The sequence below is a fragment of the Noviluteimonas lactosilytica genome (genome assembly GCF_020866925.1).
GTDB classification, from domain to species: domain Bacteria; phylum Pseudomonadota; class Gammaproteobacteria; order Xanthomonadales; family Xanthomonadaceae; genus Noviluteimonas; species Noviluteimonas lactosilytica.
This window is the reverse complement of the sequence record NZ_JAJGAK010000001.1, coordinates 766307-785598: the sequence shown is the minus strand read 5'-3', so window position 1 is coordinate 785598 and position 19292 is coordinate 766307. Positions and strand designations below refer to the sequence as shown.

Here is a 19292-nt window from a genome sequence, read left to right as displayed (position 1 = left end):
ACGCGTCGTCGCTCAGTGCTTCGCGTCGCTCGTCGACTTGAAGTCGGCGGGCTTCGGCAACTCGACCGGCACGCCGTCTTCGTTGCACGTGCCGGCAGCGCAAAGGCGTTCGCGCAACACGGGCGTCGCCTGCACGAGGAAGTGGTACAGCACGTTCTGCTCGATGCTCCCGCGCACCGCGTCCGCGCCGTTGCCCTTCGCCCACACGCCGACGTCGTCGCCGCCATGCGTCTCGCCGCCGAGCGGCACCAGCGCTTCCTGCAGGTAGTCGACGGCCTGCGTGTCGACCTTCGACAGATCGGGGCGCGCCTTTCCGGGTTGCGGCGGGACGAAGCCGGGGCCGTTCGCGTACCCCAGCGTCGTGTAGGGCAGGCCGTGTTTGTCGCCCGCGAATTCGCTGTCGGTCGGGTCTTCGCCGCTGATGCCGCGCACCTTGTCCAGGATCGGATTGCCGCGCTCCGGATAGCCGGCGAAGAACATCGTGTGCGCGTGGTCGGCGGTGACGAGGATCAGCGTGTCGTCGTCGCGCGTCGCCTCGTCGGCCGCGCGCACGGCGTCGGAGAACGCGATAGTTTCCTCGAGCGCGCGCCGCGCGTTCCCGGCGTGGTGCGCGCGATCGATGTTGCCGCCTTCGACGAGCAGGACGAAGCCGCGGTCGTTGCGCTGCAGGTGCGCGATCGCGGCCTGCGTCATCTCGGCGAGCGTGGGCTCGGTCGCATCGGCCTTGCGGTCGGCGACGTAAGGCAGGTGCTGCGGTGCGAACAGGCCGATCACGCGCGTCGCATCGTTGGCCTGCGCGAGTTCGGCCGCGGTCGTCACGTATCGCGCGTCGCCGTACTTCGCCTGCCACTCGGCAACGAGGTTGCGGCCGTCCTTGCGCATGCCGCCGAGCGACTTCGGCGTGAACTTCGCGCGTCCGCCGGCGAGCGCGATGTCGACGCCGTCGCCGAAATCGAAGGCGAGCCATTGCGCCGCGAGGTCGCGACATCCCGCTTTCGCTTTCTCCGCGGGCAGGTAGCTGTCGTCTTCCCAGTTGCGCTCGGGGCCGTGCGCGTAGACCGACGCAGGCGTCGCGTGCGTCAGGCGCGTGGTCGTGACGATGCCCGTGCCCAGGCCCGCGCTTTCGGCGAGTTCGATGAAACTGAGGAGCATGTTGTCTGCGACGCTCGCGCAATCGCCACGCGGCGTGCCCTGGCCGATGCCGATCACGCCCATGCGCGTTTTCGCGCCGGTGGCGATCGCGGTCATCGTGCCGGCCGAATCGGGCGTCTGGAAATCGGTGTTATAGGTGCGGCTGAGCGCGGTGTTCGGGAAGGTTTCGAACGACAGCTGCGTTTCTTCGCCGGGCTGGCCCGCGCGCTGTCCTGCGAGGACGCGCGCGGCGGCGACGGTCGGCAGGTTCATGCCGTCGCCGAGGAACACGATCACGTTGCGCGCGCGGCCCTGCATCGCGCCGTTGGCCGCGGCGCGCGCGGCGCCTGCGCGATACCACCAGGCCGCGGATTCACCCGTCGGGCGCCGGATCGCGGGGACGTCGATGGCGTGGACCAGGGTTGCCTGCACGGGCTGCGTCGCCTGCGCGGCCGGTTCGTCCTGCGGGGCGGGCGCGCTCGCGCATGCGGCGAGCGCAGCTGCGAGGGCGAAGGGGAGTGCGCGCATGCGGATTCTTCGAAACGTGGAGGTCGGCAATGATACGGAACGCCGGTGTTCCGCCGATGCACTCGCGCCCGCGACGCGGGGCGGGGTAAGGTCGGCGATCGATTATTGGCGGATGGTCCCATGGCATTGGTTACCGCTTGGTTGCGGATTCCGTTCTGGCAGCGCGTGCTGGGCGGGTTCCTGTTGGGCGCGCTCGCGGGTTGGCTGATGGGGCCTGCCGCGGAGACGTGGTTCCAGCCGCTGGGCGACGTGTACGTCAACCTGATCAAGATGATCGCGATCCCGCTGGTGTTGTTCGCGGTGATCAACGCGGTCGGCGCGCTGCATGGGCAGAAGTCGATCGCCGCGCTCGCGGGGCGCACGTTCGCGTGGTTCGCGGTCACCGCGGTGCTCGCGGTCGCCGTGGGCCTGGCGGTGGGCTGGATCATCAAGCCGGGCGTGGGCGTCGGCGCGTTGTCGATCGCGTCGGACTACACGCCGAAGGACGTGCCCGGCCCGCTCGACGTGCTGCTCAACATCGTGCCGCAGAATCCGTTCCGCGCGCTGTCCGCCACCGCCGCGGGCAAGACGCCGGAAGGCATGAACGTGATCGTGCCGAGCAACTCGACGATCCTGCAGGTGATCTTCTTCGCGGGGCTGATCGGCTTCGCGTTCGTGAAACTGGGCGACAAGGTCGTCGGCCTGCGCAGCCTTGCGCGCGAAGCCAACGACATGATGATCCAGGTCACGCGCTTCGTGCTCGAGTTCACGCCGCTCGGCACGTTCGGCCTGATCGCGGGGCTGGTCGGCGCGTACGGCTTCGAGAAGCTGCTGCCGCTGGGCAACTTCGTGATCGCGCTGTTCATCGCGTGCATCCTCCAGATCGTCGTGGTCTACGGCGCGCTGCTGCTCATTCACGGGCTCAATCCGCTGAAGTTCTTCCGCGGCGCGGCGCCGGCGATGCAGGTGGGCTTCGTCGCATCCAGCAGCTTCGCGGCGATGCCGGTATCGCTGCGCGCGGTGCAGCACAACCACGGTGTCGACAAGGATTACGCCGCGTTCGCGGTGCCGCTCGGCGCGAGCATCAAGATGGACGGGTGCGGTGCGATCTATCCCGCGCTCGCGGCGGTGTTCATCGCGCAGTACTCGGGGATCGAGTTGCACGCGGGCACGTATGTGACGATCGCGCTGGCCTCGGTGCTCGGCAGCTTCGGCACCGCGGGCGTGCCGGGCACGGCGGTGATCATGGCGACGGTCGTGCTCAGCGCGGCGGGCCTGCCGCTGGAAGCGATCGGTTACCTGTACGCGATCGACCGCGTGCTCGACATGATGCGCACGATGACCAACGTCACCGGGCAGATGCTGGTGCCGGTGCTCGTCGCGAAGGAGACCGGACTGCTCGATCGCACGGTGTACGAAGCCGCGTCGAGCAACGTCGGCGTCGAGCACGACGACGCCGGACAGCCGATCAAGGAACAGGCCTGAGAAGGCCGGGCATGCGCGACGACATCGTCCTCATCGAGCGGTTCCCCGACGTCGACGATTACCTGCGCGTGCGTGCGGCCGCCGGCATGCATCCCAAGACGCGCGAAGCCGCGGCGCGCGCGTTACCCAACACGTTGTACGGCGTGCGCCTGGAACGCGACGGGGAAGTCGTCGGCATGGGGCGCGTGATCGGCGACAACGGGTGCTTCTTCACCGTGGTCGACATCGCGATCGTGCCCGAGCTGCAGGGCCGCGGCCTCGGCAAGCGCGTCGTGGCCGCGCTCGACGCGTGGTTGCTGCGCAACGTGCCGCCGTCGGCGTACGTCACCCTTGTCGCCGACGGCGACGCCAAGTATCTGTACTCGCAGTTCGGCTTCGTCGAAAGCGCGCCGGTCGCGGTCAACATGGAATACGTGATGGAAGCCGGCGGCGTGAAGAGCACGACGCACCTCGACCCGAAGTAACGCGCGTCGATCGCGACGCGCGTTGCCCCACACGGGTCACTTCTTCGCAGCGCGCTGCTTCGCCAACTCCGCATCGAAGTTCGCCTGCGCGCCGTCCGCGTACGCGCGACACGTCATCGCCTTCGGATGCGGGTTCGCGGCATCGGCCGGCGTCCACCCGCTCGCATCCGGATGCGGCGTGAGCAACACATCGCACGGCAGCGCGCGCACGGTGTCGAACGTGCGTCGATACGTGTCGACGATGCGCGGGAAGCGCGCGTTGTCGATCAGTGCGTACCCCGGCGCCGAAAGACTGTCGACATACGCGATGCGCAGCGGCTTGCCGTCGCGCGTGTCGGTCCACGTCCAGCTCGTGCTGCCCGGCGTGTGGCCCGGCGTGAAGTGGCCGGTGAGCGCGATGTCGCCGACCCGCACCACCTCTTCGTCCTGCAGGAAGCGATCGACCTGCGCGGGCGGGAAGGTGATGTCGTCGCCGAAGTGGATATCGTCGGTGCCGCCGCGCGCGAGCATCGCGGCCGACTCGGCGTTCGCGGCGATGCGCGCGCCGGTCGCGCGCTTGACCTTCGCGGTCGGGCCGGCGTGGTCGGCATGCGCGTGCGACAGCAGGATCCAGCGCAGGCGTTCCGGCGTGACGCCGAGCGTGCGCATCCGCGCGAGGAGCATGTCCGCGGCCTGCGGCATGCCGCCGTCGATCAGCACCGCGCCCTGCGGCGTGTCGATCAGCACCGCACTCAAGCCTTCGGTGCCGATGTACCAGGTGTGGTCGGCGATGCGCACCGGCGCGATGGGTTGGCGCCACGCATCGCGCACTTCGTAGGCCCCGGTTTGTGGCAGTACGGGCTCCGCGGCGAACACGGCGGCGACCGACAACGACAACGACAACACCGCGGCGACGCGCGCCGCGCAGGCATTCATGCGCATGGATTCAGTTCAGAGGGAAGGAATGACTTTCGGACGTGCGGCGCGCGCGCCGATCAACGCCATCGGGATGGGCAACAACAGGCCGAGGATCGCCATCCACGTCGGATGACCGGGCGCCAGCATGATCATGCCGACGACGCCGAGCAGCACGAACGCACCGACCACGATCGCCGCGGTGCGCGGCCACGGGCGCGAAACCTTCGCGGCCACGAAACCACCGGCGAGCGCACCGATCGCCCAGGCGATCACGACCATCGCGATCGCGGCCGTAGGTGCGGCGGCGAGCACCTTGCCGATGTCGGCGGTGTTCATCGGGTCCAGGCCCGGCGGCGGCGGATAAAGCATGTGGCTCAGGTATTCGATCCCGGCGATCACGATGTACATGACCACCAGGCCGGCGAGCACGCCGAGCACCAACCGCAGGATCGCTTTGCCCATCGCCGGCTCCCCATCCTTGTCGCGCGAAGCATGCGCCCGGCTTCATGCGGGCCGCAAGACGGGCGGGCGTAGACTCGGCCGACGCGATACGGAGCCACGCCGATGGCCGGACACCAGCGCACGCTCAACCTGCGGTTCCTCGCCGAACCCTCCGACGTGAACTACGGCGGCAAGGTGCACGGCGGCGTGGTGATGAAGTGGATCGACCAGGCCGGCTACGCGGCGGCGGTCGGGTGGAGCGGCAAGTACTGCGTGACCGTCGCGGTCGGCGGCATCCGCTTCGTCGCGCCGGTGCGCATCGGCGACCTGGTGACCGTCGCGGCCAAGCTCGTGCGCACCGGCACGAGTTCGATGCAGTTCGCCGTCGACGTGCGCGCGCGCGACCCGATGGGCGGGGAAGGGCGCCTGAGCACGCATTGCATCATCGTGTTCGTCGCGCTCGATAAAGTGGAAGGCCAGCCCGTGCCCGTGCCGCCGTGGGTTCCCGAGACCGACGAAGACCGGCAGCTCGCGGTGGAAGCCGATCGCGTGATGCAGGCGGTGCGTGCGCCATCCCCTTCACCGCAGCCCTGAAACGCCGAAGGCCGCCTTGCGGCGGCCTTCTTCATGCGGCGTGCGAGCGGCGATTACATCGCGACTCGACGACCCTGCATGTAACGGTTGCTCCAATAGCCGGTGACCAGGCTGTCGACGCGCACGTTCTTGCCGCGGCTCGGCGCATGCAGGAAGCGGCCTTCGCCCATGTAGATGCCGACGTGGCTGACGCGGCCGCTGCGGCCGAAGAACACCAGGTCGCCCGGAACCAGCGCGCTACGCTCGACCGCTTCGCCCGTCGTCGCCATCTGGCGGGAGACGCGCGGCAGGTCCATGCCCAGCACCGTGCGATAGACGTAACCGACCAGGCCGCTGCAATCGAAGCCGTCGGTCGACTCGCCGCCCCAGCGATAGGGCGTGCCGAGCAGGGTCAGCGCCTTGCCCATGACGTTGGAGATGCGCTCGGTCAGCTTCGGCTTGGCCTGCTGGTCGAGCGTGGCATTCGGATCGAGTTCGGCGAGGTCGCCGAAGATCGGGCGGACCTTCGGGGCCGGGGCCGACGACAGCGAAGTCGTCACCGGCAACTCGAGGTCCACGCCTTCGAGCGGACCGGCGACGTCGGTCGCTTCCTGCGCAAAGGCGGTGGTCGCGCACACGCAGAGCGCGGCGCCGAAAAGAAAACGGATCGCGCCCGCGCGAACGCGCAGGGCGGCGGTGCGGGTGGCGGCGGTCAGGCCTGTTGTCAGGTCTTGGGTCGTCACGAGTCCATCACGAAAATCGAAGACCGGGCGACCTTAACGGCTGAAGACCGGGTGAAGGTTCAATTTTCGTAAAGGCCGCGTGAACCCATGCAAGTTTCGTGACCGGTCGTCGTATTCATCTGCGTGCAACGGCCGCTTCGCCTGCTGAATGCGCCTCAGCGCAGCACGCGGCGTGCGCCGGCATAGTGGCTCACCCAATAAGGACCATCGAGGTGGTCCAGTCGCACGGTGCCGCCCGTGCTCGGCGCGTGCACGAAGCGCCCTTCGCCGACGTAGATGCCCACGTGCGTGACCGTTCCGCCATTGGCGAAGAACACGAGGTCCGCGGCCGCGAGGCGTTCGGGCTGGATGCGCGGACCCTGGGAAGCGAGGTCGCGCGAGGTGCGCGGCAAGGCGACGTTCGCCATGTCGCGGAAGACATAGTTGACCAGGCCGCTGCAGTCGAACCCGCCCTCGGGCGTGTTGCCGCCGTAGCGATAGGGGGTGCCGACCAGGCCGATCGCGCGGATCAGCACCGAGTTGGCGCGCGCCGGATCGTCGGGCGTGACCACTGGCCATGTGCGCGGCATCGACGCGCGCGCCGCCGAAGGCTTCGTACTGCGCACGTTGTCGCTTCCGCCGCATGCGGCGAGCAGCGCGACCAGGCCAAAAAGAAAGAGCACGCGCACCCGCGCTGGCGCGGGTGCGGTGGAGCCGGGATAATGCGCGACCCCGCGGGTCGTGCTGCGTTCGGCATTCATCGCCGGCGAGTGTGGCCGCTTTCACGCGGCGCTGACAAGCGCCCCACGCCTGCCGCGCAGGCCCGAACCCAGGTCAACCCCACGATGAAGATCGAAAAGGACCGCGTCGTCCAGTTCCACTACACCGTCAACGAGCGCAGCGCGCACGAAGCCGGCGAAGAAGCCATCGAGAGCTCGAAGGACCGCGAGCCGCTCGCCATCCTGATCGGCCACGGCAACATCATCCCGGGCCTGGAGAAGGCGATGGAAGGCAAGGAAGCCGGCGAAAGCTTCAGCGCCGACGTTCCCGCCGCCGAGGCCTACGGCGAAGTGCGCGAAGGCCTGACCCAGCGCGTGCCGAAGAAGCACTTCGGCGAACAGCGCCTCGCCCCCGGCATGCAGGTCGTGCTGAACACCAACTTCGGCCCGCGCGCGGTGACGATCCAGAAGGTCGGCATGAGCGTGGTCGACGTCGACCTCAACCATCCGATGGCCGGCAAGGACCTGCACTTCGACGTCGAGATCGTCGAAGTGCGCGAAGCGACCCCGGAAGAGATCGAACACGGCCACGTCCACGGCGACGGCGGCCACCACCACTGAGTCTGGTTCACCTTGGTCCGGTGCACCGGATCAGTCACACGCGACCGCTCGTCGGTCGCGTCGCGCGAACGGCCCGCAAACGCGGGCCGTTTCGTTTTCGGGGTGTGGGTCGCGGAGTGGCGGCTGGCCCGGTGACCGCTGGCTTGATGACTTCTGGCCCTGATCGCCTGAGGAGTTGCGTGCACTAATGCGCGCAACGCAGGAGGGATCCTCGTATGTCCCATGCCACGCCTACGCTGCTGACGCCCGTCGCGGTGAACGAGCGCATCGCCACGCTCGACGTGATCCGCGGCGTCGCGCTGTTCGGCATCTTCCTGATGAACATCGAGTGGTTCAACCGCCCGATCGCCGATCTCGACGCAGGCCTGCCCGGCAACGTCACCGGCATCGATTACTGGGCGGGCTGGTTCGTCCACGTGTTCATCCGAAGCAAGTTCTGGACGATGTTCTCGCTGCTGTTCGGCATGGGCTTCGCGGTGATGCTCTCGCGCGCGCAGCAGGCGGGGCGGCCGTTCCTCGCGCCCTACGTGCGCCGCACGCTCGCGCTCGCGCTGTTCGGGTTCCTGCATTTCGTGCTGGTGTGGGCCGGCGACATCCTGTTCGACTACGCGATGGGCGCGGCCTTCCTGCTGGTCGTCTTCCACGCGAAGCCGAAGGTGATGCTGTGGATCGCCGGCATCGCGCTGGGCATCGGCGCGGTGTTCGGTGGCGCGAAACTCGCGGGCTACGACCAGATGGTGTGGGCGCCTGCGCTCGGACTCGGCGCGCCGGTGCTGGTGCTGGGCATTCTCGCGTGGGCCATTCGCAAGTGGCCGGAGAACGGTTTGCGCAACGCGGGGCTCACGCTCGTGCTGTTGCCGTGCATCGGCATGATGATCGGCGGCCTGGCGACGCCGCAGTTGCCGCAGGCCGAACGCGACCGCATCGCGCTGCGCGAGGCGAAGACGCCGGAAGAAAAGACCGAGGTGCGCAAGCAGCTGGCCGAAGCGGCGAAGGCGCGCAAGGAACATGTCGACACGCTTGCCAGGCAAACGCGGGTCAATTCGCAGGGGACGTATCTCGAGAACGTCGCGATGCGCCTGGCGGATTTCCCGAAGACCGCGGCGCAGCATGTGTTCTTCGCGCTGTTCTTCGTGCTCGGCATGTTCATGCTCGGCGCGTGGTTCATCCGCTCGGGGCTGATGGTGAACCCGGGCGCGCACCTGGACCTGTATCGCAAGCTCGCCTTGTTCGGCATTCCGCTCGGCATCGGATTGAGCATCGTCGCCGCGGCGATCGCGGCCACGCACGTGCGCGGCGTCAACGATTCGCTGTACATGTTCTCGATGGGCCTCGGCATGGTGGCCGCGGTGCCTGCGTGCCTGGGGTATGTCGCGGCGATCGTGCTGCTGTTCCACTCGCCGCGCTTCTCGCGCTACATGGCGGTGTTCGCACCGGCGGGACGCATGGCGTTGACGGTGTACATCGGCACGTCGGTGATCTGCACGTTCTTCTTCTACGGCTACGGGCTCGGCTGGTGGGGCATGGGGCGCGCGATGCAACTCGTGTTCTGCGTGATCGTGTTCGCGCTGATCCTCGTGGCATGCAAGGCGTGGTTGTCGCGCTTCCGCTACGGCCCGCTGGAATGGCTGTGGCGCGCGTTCACCTATTTGCACATCCCGACCATGCGCGACAAACGCCTCGCGACGGCCTGACAGCAGCGATGCTCCAATAAAAAACGGCCCGCGCGATGCGGGCCGTTTCGTTTCGCACGTTTGCAGCGATCGATCAGTTCACGCCCACCGCCGACCACGCACGGGCCACCGCGGCGTACTGCGCCGAGGTGCTGCCGAAGAGGTCCGACGCCGCGCGCAATGTGTGCGCGCGGGCCTGCGGGTACGTGGTGCCCGAGGTGAAGTACAGGTCGAGCGCGCGGTACCAGATGCGCTCGGCAGCGCTGCGGCCGATGCCGGTCACGCCGGTGTCGCCGTTGCACACCAGCGCCGACAGGGCGTAGTTGAATCCCGACGGATTGGTCGCGCCCTGCGAGAGCAGGTAGAAGAAGTGGTTCGCCGGACCCGACGAGTAGTGCGGGTCGACGCCACCGAAACCGGCGGCAGGGTAGCAGTCGTACGACGCACCGCCGTCGGCTGCGCTCGGCTTGAACATGTAGCGGATCGCCTTCGTTTCGCCCGGGTTCGACGCGTAGATTTCTTCGCCGATCTTCCAGTCCGGCGTGTCGGAGCCGTTGTTGGCGTAGAACTCGACCATCGTGCCGAAGATGTCGGACGTGGCTTCGTTCAGACCGCCCGCATCACCGGAGTAGGCGAGAGCGGAGGTCGCCTGCGTCACGCCGTGGCTCATCTCGTGGCCGGCGACGTCGATCGCGACGAGCGGAAGCACGCTGCCGCCGCCATCGCCGTAATACATCGCGTTGGCGTACCACGCCGCGTTCGCCCAGTTGCGGCCGACATGCACGTAGCTCTTCACGCCCTTGCCGTCGTTGAAGATGCCGTTGCGGCCGTGCGTGACCTTGTAGTAGTCGAACGTGGTCGCGACGCCGAAGTGCGCGTCGGACGCAACGGTCGCGCGATCGCTCGTCGTGTTGTTGCCCCAGGTGTTGTCGGCGTCGGTGAACAGCGTCGCGCGGCCGGCCGCGACGTTGTAGGCCGCACCCTTCGCGTCGTAGGTGGCGCCGTTGCCGCGCGTGGTGTCGGTGAGGTTGAAGCTGCCGCCGGAGCTCGCGGTGTTCAGCGCCACGTTCCCGTAAAGCAGCGTGCGACCGGTGCCGACCGCGGGCGTGCCGCCCGGCGTGCCGCCGCCGCCCGGCTTGGCGGTATGCACCATGTCCCACTTGTCGAGGATCCTGCCGCTGCCCGCGTCGACGAAGTAATGCATTTCCGTCGGCGTCTGGTCGCGCTTGGTGCCGGTGAACACGACTTCGTACGCGAGCACCGGCGAGGCGCCGCGTGCGTACACGACCTTGCGCGCTTCGCGCACGCCGTCGAACGCGATGCCGAAATCGGCGCCGGCGATGACGGTGGCTTCGTCGCCGCGGATCTTCGCGTCGAGGTTCGGTCGAAGCGAGGACTTCAACGTCTGGCTGGCCGAACGGAACTGGCCGTTGCGCGAATGCACGACCACGTCGCCGAACAACACCGGCAGCCCGCGATACGTACGTTCGAAGCGGACGTGTTCGGTGCCGTCGGCATCGACCATCACGTCCTTCACGACGAGCGAGTCGCCGGCGTTCTTGTTGAGAGCCTTTGCGTGGCTGTCGGCGAGGCCGAGCGCGCGGCCTGCGGCCGGATGGTCGGCCTTGCCTGCATGGGCCGCGCCGGCAGTGAGGGCGAGCGCGATGGCGAAGACCAACGGACGATGCGAATGCGACATCTGGTGGAACCCCCGAAAAGTGGCGAAAGAAAACGGCCCCGAGGGCCGTTGCTTGTGGATGTGCGCTATGCGCGCCTCCAGAACCGACCTTCCCGAAAAACGTGACACGAGTCACGTTGCACTGCCGCACCGCACAACGCCAAATGGAAACGGCCCGCTGAGCGGGCCGTTTCCGGGGACGAACGGTAGCTAGCTAACGGCTCAGTTGACGCCCACCGCCGACCAGGCGCGCGCCACGGCGTTGTACTGCGCAGAACCGGCGCCGTAGAGATCCGTCGCCGCCTGCAGCGTGTGCGCACGCGCCTGCGGGTAGGTCTCGTTGGAGGTGAAGTACACCGTCAGCGCGCGGTAGTAGATGCGCTGCGCGGCGTCGCGGCCGATGCCGGTCACGCCCGTGTCGCCGTTGCACACCAGCTGCGAGGCGGTGTAGCTGAAGCCCGCCGGGTTCACCGCGCCTTCCGCCAGCAGGTAGAAGAAGTGGTTGCCGGGGCCCGACGAGTAGTGCGGGTCGATGCCGGCGAAACCGGCCGCCGGGTAGCAGTTGTAGGAACGATTACCGTCGGCGTCGCCCGGGCGGAACATGTAGCGCAGCGCCGTGCGACCAGTCGGGTTCGAGCGGTAGATCTTCTCGCCGATCATGTAGTCGGGCGTGTCGGTGGCGTTGTTGGCGAAGTACTCGACCATCGTGCCGAAGATGTCGGACGAGGCTTCGTTGAGGCCGCCCGCATCGCCGGAGTAGGCGAGGTTGGAGGTCGCTTCGGTCACGCCGTGCGTCATCTCGTGGCCGGCCACGTCGACGGCGACGACCGGATACCACGACGACGTGCCCAGGCCATAGGCCATGAACTTGTACGGCGCGCCGTACCACGCGGCGTTGCCGCCCGTCGCCGGACCGCCGCTGCGGAAGGTCACGTTGACGATGGACTTCACGCCGACGCCGTCGTTGTAGATGCCGTTACGGCCGAACACCGACTTGTAGTAATCCCACGTCGTCGCCACGCCCACGTGCGCGTCCGAGGCTTCGGAAGCGACGAGCGACTCGGTGTTGTTGCCCCAGTTGTTGTCGGCGTCGGTCATGATCGGCGCGCTGGAATACACGCGGCTGATCTCCTTGCCCTGGCCGTCGCGGGTGTTGCCGCCGCCGCGGGTCGGGTCGACCAACTGGTAACCACCGGAAATCGAATCGGTCGTCATCGACACGTCGCCGAGGAACAGCGTCTGGCCGACGCCGGTCGCCGCAGCGGTGTGGATGATGTTCCAGCGATCGAGCACCTTGCCCGAGTTCGCATCGATGAAGTAACGCATGTCTGCTTCGCCATCGCGCTTGGACACGCCGCGCACGCGGACCTCGAACGCGAGGACCGGCTTCGCACCGCGCGCATAGACCACCAGGCCCTGGCTGCCGATGTCCTCGAGCTTGCCGGCGAAATCGGTGCCGGCCGCGAGGACGGCGTCGTCGGCCGACAACACGGGCTTGAGGTTCGGGCGCTCGCTCGTCTTCAGCGACTTGCTGGCGTCGCGGAACTGGCCGTTGCGCGAATGCACGACCACGTCGCCGCCGATCACCGGCAGGCCGCGGTAGGTGCGGTCGAAGCGGACGTGTTCCGCGCCGTCGCGGTCGACGACCACGTCGCGCACGGCGAACCCGTCGCCGGCGTTGCGGTGCATGGCGGCACCGTGCGCGGCGAGCATGTCCTTGGCGCGGAGGGCGGCGGGGGAGTCGGCCTTGCCGGCGAAGGCGGGCATGGCGACGGAAGCGAGGCCTGCGAGTACGGCCACGCTGATCAAGCGAGCTTGCAGATGCATTCGATGGAACCCCTGAAAAGAAATGGTTTCGGAATCCGGTGTGTCCGGACCTCGTCCCGGTCGCCGTTCAAGCGGCGCCGGAATGCCGACTCTGTTGCGAGTGCCATCCAAATGTCATGCTGCGCGGCAACACGCGCCTGAAGCAGTCATGGGCGGCCTTCAAACGGGTCAGGGGTTTGACGCGATGTATACGGTTTCATCCGACGACGTGATGATCGCCGGGGGCGGCGCCGTTGGACTGGCAACTGCGCTGGCCTTGCTCGAAGCGGGTCGCAACGTGCGCGTCATCGAGGCCCGCCATGTCGGCGCCGGGTCGTCGCACGGCAACTGCGGCACGATCACGCCAAGCCACGCCGCGCCGCTCGCGCAACCGGGGATGGTGCAGACCGCGCTGCGCATGATGCTGCAGCCCGACGCGCCGCTATACATCAAGCCGCGCGTGGATCCGGTGTTGTGGCGCTGGCTGCTCACGTTCGCGGGGCGCTGCAACGTGCGCGACTTCGAACAAAGCGCGCGCGCGAAGGGCGCGCTGCTCAACGACTCGCGCGCGCGCCTCACCGATTGGGTGCGCAAGTACGCGCTCGAATGCGAATTCGTCGAATCGGGCGAGGACTACGTGTTCCGCGATCCGCGCCGGCTCGAACACGACATGCTCGAAGCGCCGATCCTGCGCGAACTCGGCGTGCAGGTCGACGTCTACGAAGGCCGCGACTACGAAGTGCGCGAACCCGCGTTGAAGCCCGGCGTCGCCGGCGCGATCCGTTTCGCGGGCGATGCGGCGCTGCGTCCCGATCGCTACGTCGCTGAGCTCGCGCGCGCGGTGCGCGAACGCGGCGGCACGATCGTCGAAGGTTGCGCGCTCGAAGCGATCGAACGCAACGGCACCGGATGGCGCGTGCGCACGTCGGGCGGCACGTTCAACGCGCGCGACCTCGTGTGCGCGCTCGGCGCGTGGACGCCGCAGCTGGCCGACGCGATCGGCCTGCGTGCGCTGCGCAACGCGATGCAACCGGGCAAGGGGTACTCGATCACCTACGATCCGCCGGCCCTCGTGCCCAGGCATCCGCTCGTGCTGCGCGAACGCCAGGTGTGCGTGACCGCGTGGGAAAGCGGCTATCGCCTCGGCAGCACGATGGAGTTCTCCGGCTTCGACGACACGCTCAACGAACGGCGCCTCGGCGCGCTCGAACGCGGTGCGGCCGAATACCTGCACCAGCCGGTCGGCCCGGTCGTGCGCGAACGCTGGTTCGGCTGGCGGCCGATGTCGTGCGACGACATTCCGATCATCGGCAAGGTCCCTGGCCGCGAGGGCATCTGGCTCGCGACGGGCCACGGGATGATGGGCATCGGCATGAGCACGGGCACCGCGCAGTTGGTCGCCGACCTCGTCACCGGTCGCGCGCCGTCGATCGATCCGGCGCCCTACGCGCCTGCGCGTTTCACCTGAGCCCGCGCTTCCGGGAGACCGCCCGCGGGAGGTCGTACACTCCGCGCCCATGGACGCCATCTTCGAACTCCATCGCGGCACCGCCGCCTTGCTGGTCAGCGTGCCGCACGACGGCAGCGAGATTCCGCCGGCGCTCGCTTCGCGCATGACGGAGCGCGCGCGCATCGCGCCCGACACCGACTGGCACGTGTCGCGTTTGTATGAAGTCGCGCACGCGCTCGGCGCGTCGATACTCCGTCCGCGTTACTCGCGCTACGTCGTCGATCTCAATCGACCGCCCGACGACACGTCGCTGTACCCGGGGCAGAACACCACCGGCCTGTGTCCCGCGGTGCAGTTCACTGGCGAGCCCGTATACCTCGAAGGCCAGGCGCCGAGCGACGACGAGATCGCGCAACGCGTCCAAACGTACTGGCGTCCGTACCACGACGCGCTGCAGGCGGAACTGCAACGACTGCGCGAGGCGCACGGCCGCGTCGTGCTGTGGGAAGGACACACGATCAAGGGCAGCGCGCTGCCGTTCCTCTTCGAAGGTCGGCTGCCGGACCTCAACCTGGGCACGTCGGGCGGCGCAAGTTGTTCGCCCGCGTTGCAGGCGAAACTCGAAGCCGTGCTCGGCGCGCAGGACGAGTTCGACTGGGTCGCCAACGGGCGCTTCAAGGGCGGTTACATCACGCGCCACTACGCGTCGCCTGCTGACAACATCGATGCGGTGCAGCTCGAAATGAGCCAGCGCCTGTACATGGACGAAGAGACATTCGAATGGGCTCCTGCACGCGCATCGCGCGCGCAAGCCGTCATCCGCTCCCTGCTCGAGGCCGCGCTCGCATGAAGAACCACAACCCGTCGGGCAACAAGCTGCACTTCGCCAGCGTCACGCAACGGATCATGGGCACGCTGGTGTTCGTCGTGATCGCGGGGTTGATCTGGGCCGCGTGGAGCGGACGTTACGACGCGGAGGTCAACCAGTTCGCTTCGTGGTTGCGCTCGCACTGGCATGCGTTGGTGAATTGATCGAGACAAAGAAAAAGGGCGGCCCGTTGGCCGCCCTTCTTCGTTGCACGCTGCGTGCGTCGTTGCAATCAAGGCGACGTCGCGACCTTCGCGTTCGGCCCGATGTGCTTGTCGAGGAACTTCTCCAGGCGCTCGTACATCTCGGTGATGTTCTTCGGATCGGCGAAGCCGTGGCCTTCGTCCTTCACCACCCATTCCTCCGGCGCGCGCCCGACCGAACGCAGCGCGTTGGACATCGTCTTGAACTGGTTGATGTCGGCGGTGTTGTCGTCTTCGCCGTGCACGAGGAAGACGGGCACGTCGATTTCCTTCGCGCGTTCGGCCGGGGAGATGCGCGCGAGCGCTTCGAGGTCATCGCCGAGCGTGCGCGTCCAGAAGCGCTTGCTGCGTTTCGACTGGCCGTCGCGCTTGTCGGTCTTGCGCATCAGCGGCAGGTCGTACACGCCGACGTAGCCGACCGCGCACTTGTACATGCCGGGGTTGAGGATCGGCTGCATCAACGCCGAGTAGCCGCCGAAGCTCGCGCCGTAGATGCAGATGCGTTCCGGATCGGCGAGCTTTTCGGAAATCGCCCAGCGCACGCCGTCGGTGATGTCGTCCTGGATCAGGCCGCCCCATTGCTTCCAGCCCGCGCGTTCGAACGCTTCGCCGCGCCCGTCGGAGCCGCGGTAGTTGACCTGCAGCACCGCGTAACCGCGGCTGGCGAGGAACTGCGCGTCGCGATCGAAGCTCCACCGATCGCTCACGCCGAACGGACCGCCGTGCGGCATCACCACCATCGGCTTCGGGCCGTCGCCGGCCGGCGCGGTGTACAGCGCGAACAGTTGCGTGCCGTCGCGCGCGGCGATCGACACCGGGCGCACCTTCGCCATGCTGTCGACCTTCATCCACGGCCGATAGTCGAGCACCTTCTGCACCTTGCGCGTGTCGCGGTCGTACAGGTACCACGCGCCCTCGTCGCGATCGGACCACGTCGAGAACAGCACGCGGTTGCCGTCGTGGCTGGCGTCCATCAGTGACACCATCATGCCGGGGAACGACTTCAGCAGCCCCAGGTACAGCTTCGTCCACTCGGATTCGGGCTTGATGATTTCCACCGTCGGCTTGCCGGCGTTGTAGCTCACCGCGAACGGCGTGCCGTCGTGGCCTTCGAGCATGAAGCCTGCGGGTTCCTGGTCGGCCTTGCCGGCCAGGCGCGTGCGCGTGCCGGCCGCCATGTCGATGCGATACACCTGCGCCGGTTCGCGTGCGTCGACGACGAACGCGTACGCGATGTTGTTGTCGCGTTCGAACTGCAGGTTGTAGAGGCTGTATCCGGCGAGCGCCTTCGGCACCGGCAGCCATTCGCTGCCCTTGGTGGGGCGATAGTGCAGGACGATCTCGTCGTTGTCGTCGAGCGAACGGCGCACGCGCGCCTCGCCCGTGCGGTCGAACGAGAAGCTCGCGCGGCCCTCGAAGCGTTCGATCTCGTGGCGTTCGTTCTTGCGCGTGTCGACCTTGTAGACGACGCTGTCGGGCTCCTCGCCGCAGTTCCAGCACGTGAAGTCGACGAGCACCATGCCCGGTTCGTCCGGCAGCGTGCGGTTGAGGTCGGCCCAGCCGTGGTCGCGGAAGTTGCTGTTGTAGCCGAACATCATGCGGCCGCCCTTGCCGTCGATGCCCGAGACGAACAACTCGCCGGTCTGGCGCGGTCGCTTCCAGAATGCATTGAGGATGCCGCGCGAGACGACGATGCGATCGTCGGTGGTCCACGTCACGCCGGCCGAGTGCTCCATCGGCCCGAAACGCAGCGTCTGGGTCTTGCCGCTGCCGTCGAGCGTCACGATCAGTACCTGCGTTTCGCGGTTGTCTGCAGTGGGCACTTCCATCGCGACGTGCTTGCCGTCGGGCGACAGCGTCGCGCCCCAGCCGTCGGGGCGCTTGGCGAAATCCGCCGCGGGGACGAGTTGCGCGAACGCGGCGGGCGAGGCGAGCGCGAGCAATGCGCCGAGCAGGCGCGAAAGATGCGTGGTCATCGAGTTCTCCCTGTGTCGATATGCAAAGGGCGGCCATGCGGCCGCCCTTTGTCGTTTCGTACCGTGCGCGTGACGCTGCCGGTCAGGGCGACGTCGCGACCTTCGCGTTCGGCCCGATGTGCTTGTCGAGGAAGGCTTCCATGCGGCGGTACAGCTCCGCGATGTTCTCTGGGTTGGAGAAGCCGTGGCCTTCGCCCGCGCCGAGGAAGGTTTCCGCCGGGTTGCCGGCGTCCTTCAGGGCGCCGTCCATCGCGCGGAACTGGTTCATGCCCACGTTGCCGTCGGCCTTGCCGTGCACGAGCATCACCGGGACCTTCACTTCGCCCGCGCGCTTGGCCGGCGAGAGCTTGCCGAGCGAAGCCGCGTCGGTACCGAGCGAACGGAGGAAGAAGCGTTCGACCGACTCGTCTTCCGATTCCTTGCTGCTGTTGAGCAGCGGCAGGTCGTACACGCCGACGTAGCCGATCGCGCACTTGTACATGCCGGGGTTGAGGATCGGCTGCATCAGCGCGGAGTAGCCGCCGAACGAACCGCCGTACATGCAGATGCGGTCCGGATCGGCGAGCTTCTGGTCGATCGCGTACTTCACGCCGTCGGTGATGTCGTTCTGGATCATCCCGCCCCATTCCTTGTAGGCCTGCTGGATGAACTTGTGTCCGCGGCCGCCGGAGCCGCGGTAGTTCACCTGCAGCACGCCATAGCCGCGGCTGGCGAGGAACTGCACGTCGCGATCGAAGCCCCATGCGTCGAACACGGCGAACGGACCGCCGTGCGGCATGACCACGAGCGGCTTCGGGCCGGCGCCGCCGCCGACCGGGGCGGTGTAGTAGCCGTACAGCTTCACGCCGTCGCGCGTGGTGAACTCGATCGGCTTCATCGCCGCGAGCGCCTTGCCTTCGAACCACGGCGCACGCGCGCCGACCTGCGTGATCTTGTTGCCGTTGGCGCGATCGAGCACGTAGTAGTTGCCCATGTCGCGATCGCCCGAGGTCCAGAACAGTACCTTGGAATCGTCGCGCGTGAAGTCCAGGAAATAGACCATCTTGCCCTTGAAGCGCTGCAGCAAGGCATTGTGGAGCTTGGCCCACTCGCTGTTGTTGTCGAAATACTGCACCGCCGGCGACGGCGAGGTGTACGTCACGCCGAAGGGCACTTCCTTGCGCGTGGCGGTCATGATCGTGCCGACGTTGACGCCCTCGCGGTTGACCATCTTGGTGCGTGTGCCCGCGGCGACGTCGATCTTGTACAGCTGCGTCGCTTCGCCTTCGTCGGAAACGCGCGCGTACAGGGTGTTGTTGTCCTCGGCGAAGACGCCGCCGACGAGGTGGTAACCGGCGATCGACTTCGGCAGCGGCGCCCACGCGGAGGTCGCGGTCGCGCGGTACGACAGCTTCGGCGTGCCGTCCGATTCCTCCGAGTACGCGATGCGCGCGATTCCGTCGGTGTCGAACACGAGCGAGCTGGAGACGTCGCCGTCCTTGATGCGCTCGACTTCCTGGCGCGTGCCGGTGCGCGTGTCGACCTTGAAGACGACCGTGTCGCCGTCTTCGCCGCAATCCATTTCCCAGCAGTAGAAGTTGACGAGGACCTTGCCCGGTTCCTTGTCGAGGACCTTCTCGAGGTAGGCCGAGCCGAGGTCCTTGTTGCGACCGCGCTTGGTGCCGTCGTCCAGCACGTAGGCGAACAGCGTGCGCTGCTTGTCGCCGGTGAGGTTGGTGGCCATCAGCTGCCCGGTGTTGCGCAGGAACTCTTCGCCCGGGTAACGCTTGGCGCGCGCGACGGTGATCTGGTCGTCGTCCGTCCAGGTCACGCCCATGACGTGCGATTCCTGGCCGAAGCGCAGGGTCTTGACCGTGCTGCCGTCGGCCAGCTTCACGATCTGCAGGTTGGTTTCCTTGCCGTCGACCGAAGGCACCGCGAGGGCGATGTACTCGCCGGTCGGCGAGAGCGCGACCTCGTCGAGGTCCGCGTACTTCGCGAAATCGGTGACGGGAATCTGTTGGGCCATGGCCACGGGCGCGGCAACGGCGAACGCGAGCGCCAGCGACAGGCGCGCGAAAGACTTGCGGTGCATTGAG

17 protein-coding genes are annotated in these 19292 nt (G+C 67.6%); 8 read left to right on the top strand and 9 right to left on the bottom strand.

From position 1 onward, the window contains the following. Positions 1-12 precede the first annotated feature (12 nt). Positions 13-1659 (bottom strand): alkaline phosphatase, encoded by a 1647-nt coding sequence (locus LK996_RS03855; RefSeq protein WP_230525830.1) that lies wholly within the window; start codon positions 1657-1659, stop codon positions 13-15. Positions 1660-1779: 120 nt separating this feature from the next. Between LK996_RS03855 and LK996_RS03850 the strand changes: the two genes are divergently transcribed. Continuing rightward, a complete protein-coding gene (locus tag LK996_RS03850; protein WP_230525829.1) occupies positions 1780-3123 on the top strand; it encodes a dicarboxylate/amino acid:cation symporter in 1344 nt (447 codons plus the stop codon). Between the two features lie 11 nt (positions 3124-3134). Next, positions 3135-3587 carry a GNAT family N-acetyltransferase gene (locus LK996_RS03845; protein WP_230525828.1) on the top strand — a complete coding sequence of 151 codons (453 nt, stop codon included), beginning with the start codon at positions 3135-3137 and terminating at the stop codon, positions 3585-3587. A 36-nt stretch (positions 3588-3623) separates the two neighbouring features. Here LK996_RS03845 and bla read toward each other — a convergent pair whose 3' ends face one another. Both bla and LK996_RS03835 read right to left on the bottom strand, forming a co-directional pair. Beyond that, complete coding sequence (bla, locus tag LK996_RS03840) at positions 3624-4502, bottom strand: subclass B3 metallo-beta-lactamase (RefSeq protein WP_230526825.1); 879 nt, start codon at positions 4500-4502, stop codon at positions 3624-3626. Positions 4503-4517: 15 nt separating this feature from the next. Beyond that, complete coding sequence (locus LK996_RS03835) at positions 4518-4946, bottom strand: hypothetical protein (RefSeq protein WP_230525827.1); 429 nt, start codon at positions 4944-4946, stop codon at positions 4518-4520. A 102-nt stretch (positions 4947-5048) separates the two neighbouring features. Between LK996_RS03835 and LK996_RS03830 the strand changes: the two genes are divergently transcribed. After that, positions 5049-5519 carry an acyl-CoA thioesterase gene (locus LK996_RS03830; protein WP_230525826.1) on the top strand — a complete coding sequence of 157 codons (471 nt, stop codon included), beginning with the start codon at positions 5049-5051 and terminating at the stop codon, positions 5517-5519. A 53-nt stretch (positions 5520-5572) separates the two neighbouring features. Here the strand turns inward: LK996_RS03830 and LK996_RS03825 are convergent, their stop codons facing one another. Beyond that, positions 5573-6241 carry a C40 family peptidase gene (locus LK996_RS03825; protein WP_230525825.1) on the bottom strand — a complete coding sequence of 223 codons (669 nt, stop codon included), beginning with the start codon at positions 6239-6241 and terminating at the stop codon, positions 5573-5575. 155 nt (positions 6242-6396) lie between these two features. Further along, entirely contained in the window at positions 6397-6981 is a 585-nt protein-coding gene (locus LK996_RS03820) for a C40 family peptidase (protein WP_425493700.1), read from the bottom strand. An 84-nt stretch (positions 6982-7065) separates the two neighbouring features. Between LK996_RS03820 and LK996_RS03815 the strand changes: the two genes are divergently transcribed. Both LK996_RS03815 and LK996_RS03810 read left to right on the top strand, forming a co-directional pair. Then, positions 7066-7560: an FKBP-type peptidyl-prolyl cis-trans isomerase gene (locus tag LK996_RS03815; protein WP_230525824.1), complete on the top strand. Its 495-nt coding sequence runs from the start codon at positions 7066-7068 to the stop codon at positions 7558-7560. A 215-nt stretch (positions 7561-7775) separates the two neighbouring features. After that, positions 7776-9254 carry a DUF418 domain-containing protein gene (locus LK996_RS03810; RefSeq protein ID WP_230525823.1) on the top strand — a complete coding sequence of 493 codons (1479 nt, stop codon included), beginning with the start codon at positions 7776-7778 and terminating at the stop codon, positions 9252-9254. Between the two features lie 73 nt (positions 9255-9327). On the opposite strand, the gene LK996_RS03805 is transcribed toward LK996_RS03810, so the two are convergent. Both LK996_RS03805 and LK996_RS03800 read right to left on the bottom strand, forming a co-directional pair. Further along, entirely contained in the window at positions 9328-10932 is a 1605-nt protein-coding gene (locus LK996_RS03805) for a M4 family metallopeptidase (RefSeq protein WP_230525822.1), read from the bottom strand. A 201-nt stretch (positions 10933-11133) separates the two neighbouring features. After that, positions 11134-12738 carry a M4 family metallopeptidase gene (locus tag LK996_RS03800; RefSeq protein WP_230525821.1) on the bottom strand — a complete coding sequence of 535 codons (1605 nt, stop codon included), beginning with the start codon at positions 12736-12738 and terminating at the stop codon, positions 11134-11136. Between the two features lie 184 nt (positions 12739-12922). Between LK996_RS03800 and LK996_RS03795 the strand changes: the two genes are divergently transcribed. The 3 genes from LK996_RS03795 to LK996_RS03785 are packed head-to-tail and all read left to right on the top strand — an operon-like array spanning position 12923 to position 15199. Beyond that, positions 12923-14185 (top strand): NAD(P)/FAD-dependent oxidoreductase, encoded by a 1263-nt coding sequence (locus LK996_RS03795; protein ID WP_230525820.1) that lies wholly within the window; start codon positions 12923-12925, stop codon positions 14183-14185. A 49-nt stretch (positions 14186-14234) separates the two neighbouring features. After that, on the top strand, positions 14235-15017 hold the full coding sequence (gene hutG, locus LK996_RS03790; RefSeq protein ID WP_230525819.1) for an N-formylglutamate deformylase: 783 nt from the start codon (positions 14235-14237) through the stop codon (positions 15015-15017). Further along, on the top strand, positions 15014-15199 hold the full coding sequence (locus LK996_RS03785) for a hypothetical protein (protein WP_230525818.1): 186 nt from the start codon (positions 15014-15016) through the stop codon (positions 15197-15199). The genes hutG and LK996_RS03785 overlap by 4 nt, the downstream gene beginning before the upstream one ends. Before the next feature lie 68 nt (positions 15200-15267). Here LK996_RS03785 and LK996_RS03780 read toward each other — a convergent pair whose 3' ends face one another. Both LK996_RS03780 and LK996_RS03775 read right to left on the bottom strand, forming a co-directional pair. Further along, complete coding sequence (locus tag LK996_RS03780; protein ID WP_230525817.1) at positions 15268-17214, bottom strand: alpha/beta hydrolase family protein; 1947 nt, start codon at positions 17212-17214, stop codon at positions 15268-15270. Positions 17215-17296: 82 nt separating this feature from the next. Continuing rightward, complete coding sequence (locus LK996_RS03775; protein WP_230525816.1) at positions 17297-19288, bottom strand: alpha/beta hydrolase family protein; 1992 nt, start codon at positions 19286-19288, stop codon at positions 17297-17299. Positions 19289-19292 lie beyond the last annotated feature (4 nt).

What these genes read in the sequence shown, in the direction of transcription:
- LK996_RS03815 (WP_230525824.1), top strand. Translation starts at nt 7,066, where the DNA reads ATGAAGATCGAAAAGGACCGCGTCGTCCAGTTCCACTACACCGTCAAC.
- LK996_RS03780 (WP_230525817.1), bottom strand. Translation starts at nt 17,214, where the DNA reads ATGACCACGCATCTTTCGCGCCTGCTCGGCGCATTGCTCGCGCTCGCC.
- LK996_RS03800 (WP_230525821.1), bottom strand. Translation starts at nt 12,738, where the DNA reads ATGCATCTGCAAGCTCGCTTGATCAGCGTGGCCGTACTCGCAGGCCTC.
- LK996_RS03855 (WP_230525830.1), bottom strand. Translation starts at nt 1,659, where the DNA reads ATGCGCGCACTCCCCTTCGCCCTCGCAGCTGCGCTCGCCGCATGCGCG.
- LK996_RS03775 (WP_230525816.1), bottom strand. Translation starts at nt 19,288, where the DNA reads ATGCACCGCAAGTCTTTCGCGCGCCTGTCGCTGGCGCTCGCGTTCGCC.
- LK996_RS03795 (WP_230525820.1), top strand. Translation starts at nt 12,923, where the DNA reads ATGTATACGGTTTCATCCGACGACGTGATGATCGCCGGGGGCGGCGCC.
- LK996_RS03830 (WP_230525826.1), top strand. Translation starts at nt 5,049, where the DNA reads ATGGCCGGACACCAGCGCACGCTCAACCTGCGGTTCCTCGCCGAACCC.
- hutG (WP_230525819.1), top strand. Translation starts at nt 14,235, where the DNA reads ATGGACGCCATCTTCGAACTCCATCGCGGCACCGCCGCCTTGCTGGTC.
- LK996_RS03810 (WP_230525823.1), top strand. Translation starts at nt 7,776, where the DNA reads ATGTCCCATGCCACGCCTACGCTGCTGACGCCCGTCGCGGTGAACGAG.
- LK996_RS03785 (WP_230525818.1), top strand. Translation starts at nt 15,014, where the DNA reads ATGAAGAACCACAACCCGTCGGGCAACAAGCTGCACTTCGCCAGCGTC.
- LK996_RS03805 (WP_230525822.1), bottom strand. Translation starts at nt 10,932, where the DNA reads ATGTCGCATTCGCATCGTCCGTTGGTCTTCGCCATCGCGCTCGCCCTC.
- LK996_RS03845 (WP_230525828.1), top strand. Translation starts at nt 3,135, where the DNA reads ATGCGCGACGACATCGTCCTCATCGAGCGGTTCCCCGACGTCGACGAT.
- LK996_RS03850 (WP_230525829.1), top strand. Translation starts at nt 1,780, where the DNA reads ATGGCATTGGTTACCGCTTGGTTGCGGATTCCGTTCTGGCAGCGCGTG.
- LK996_RS03820 (WP_425493700.1), bottom strand. Translation starts at nt 6,981, where the DNA reads ATGAATGCCGAACGCAGCACGACCCGCGGGGTCGCGCATTATCCCGGC.
- bla (WP_230526825.1), bottom strand. Translation starts at nt 4,502, where the DNA reads ATGAATGCCTGCGCGGCGCGCGTCGCCGCGGTGTTGTCGTTGTCGTTG.
- LK996_RS03835 (WP_230525827.1), bottom strand. Translation starts at nt 4,946, where the DNA reads ATGGGCAAAGCGATCCTGCGGTTGGTGCTCGGCGTGCTCGCCGGCCTG.